General features: G+C 44.0%; 1 protein-coding gene. It reads left to right on the forward strand.

Going from position 1 to position 1,903, the window contains the following annotated elements; all coding sequences use genetic code 11:
• The first annotated feature begins 141 nt into the window (after positions 1 to 141).
• A complete protein-coding gene (locus V8Q34_RS27340; RefSeq protein WP_335835843.1) occupies positions 142 to 1,590 on the forward strand; it encodes a DDE-type integrase/transposase/recombinase in 1,449 nt (482 codons plus the stop codon).
• The last annotated feature ends 313 nt before the right edge of the window (positions 1,591 to 1,903 follow it).

Below are 1,903 nucleotides of genomic sequence, written 5' to 3' on the forward strand. Positions count from 1 at the left end.
GGTAGTGTCAAGTTTCACTACCATTTTTTATTGTTAAACCTTGATTTAATGGGAGTTTGCAACAAAAAGAGCAATGACCTCCCTTTTTATAGTATAATGAGTTCACCACAAACACCAAAATACCAAAGGATTTCATTGCTCATGGACATTATACTTTATTTACTTAACTACATTCAATACCAACAGCGAATTATCCGCTATCTTTTTTCTTTTATCTGCAGATATATACCACTCAGACAGTGGGCTTTTGATGATTCCCACTCTCCGAAGTATCAGAAATTCAAAACGGATGCGCTTCCTCTCATTACAGATTTCCGTCAGGACTGGACTTATAAGGAGCTGATCCCTTACTTTGAAAAACGGTATGGTAAGAAGATCCGTCCCGTCAGCCGCCGGTCCGAGTGTGATATCCCAGACGAATGCTGCTGCCCACGCTGTGGTGCTCCTAAACCATTTCTATACAAAAATAATGGTTCCAAAGGGCAGGTCCTCTGCAAGATCTGTGATACCAGATTCTCTCCGGAACAAAGCCGTTTTTCCTCAGTTAAGCTGCGTTGTCCCCATTGTGGAAATGCTCTTGTTCCAAAAAAGAACAGGAAACACTTCATCATCCATAAATGTGTGAATCCCAAATGCCCTTACTATCTTCACAACCTTCGGAAAGTTGATAAAAAAGATCTGGATGAGGACTATGGCAGGAATAAATACAAACTCCACTATATCTACCGTGAATTCACGATAGATTTTTTTCGCATGGATTTAAACTCCCTGCCAAAGAATGCCTCCTCCCTGAAGTTCAGTAAGTTTGACTCCAACACAATGGCTCTGTGCCTGACTCTCCACGTAAATCTTGGATTGTCTCTCAGAAAAACTTCCCAGGCTTTAAAGGACTTGTATAATATCTCCATCTCACATCAGCAGATAGCGAATTACTGCAAAACAGCCGCTATCTGTGTGAAACCCTTTGTCGATCATTACGATTACGGCTCTGGCAGTGTCTTCACTGCTGATGAAACCTATATCAAAATCCGTGGTATTAAGGCTTACATCTGGTTCATCATGGATGCCGCCAAACGTTCCATCATCGGCTATCAGGTATCTGACAACCGTGGAGTTGGCCCCTGTATTCTTGCCATGAGAATGGCGTTTCGTCACTTAACGGAGCTTCCAAAGAACTTCCGTTTTATTGCTGACGGCTATAGTGCCTACCCTCTCGCTGCCCAGCAGTTCTTCCATGAGTTTGGCGAAAAGTTCAAGTTTGAGATCACTCAGGTAATTGGGCTTACCAACGACGATGAAGTGTCCGAAGAATTTCGTCCGTTCAAACAGATGATTGAACGGCTGAACCGTACATACAAGGCTACTTACAGATCTACGAATGGTTTTGATAACATCGACGGTGCCAACTATGACCTGACTCTCTGGGTTGCCTACTATAACTTTCTCCGGCCTCATAAACATGCTGGCTATAAAGTCCTGAATGAGGTTGAGATGCTCAAAGATGCGGACAATATGCCGGGCAAGTGGCAGCTTCTCATTTTTCTTGGACAACAGACGATCCTGAATCTTCAGAACCAGGTATCAGCATAACGGAGCGGAGCCGTTGTCAGGTGAAGCGTGGAATAATGGAACGAAGTTCCGTTATGCCGCGAAAGTTACTTGACATAAGGTTCACGGATGATCCTTTTTACAAAGAAAAGGGGCAACTGCGCCCTTTTCCTGCCTTCCGGCGAGGACGGGTTCGGGCAGAGCCCGATCATGGGTCAAGGGACTTGTCCCTTGTGGGTACATAGGGCAAAGCCCTATGCCCTTGGAGAGCTCAAGTATAAATATCTGCAGTTTTCAAGGTTCATTTGAGCCTATTTTTTCGGCTCAGTTTTTTCATACATCACTTGACACTATC

This window comes from Blautia sp. JLR.GB0024, from assembly GCF_037000545.1.
In the GTDB taxonomy this organism is placed as follows: Bacteria; Bacillota; Clostridia; order Lachnospirales; family Lachnospiraceae; genus Blautia; species Blautia celeris.

Bases quoted from the DNA above. Each gene is read 5' to 3' on its own strand.
- V8Q34_RS27340 (WP_335835843.1), top strand. From the start codon at position 142: ATGGACATTATACTTTATTTACTTAACTACATTCAATACCAACAGCGA.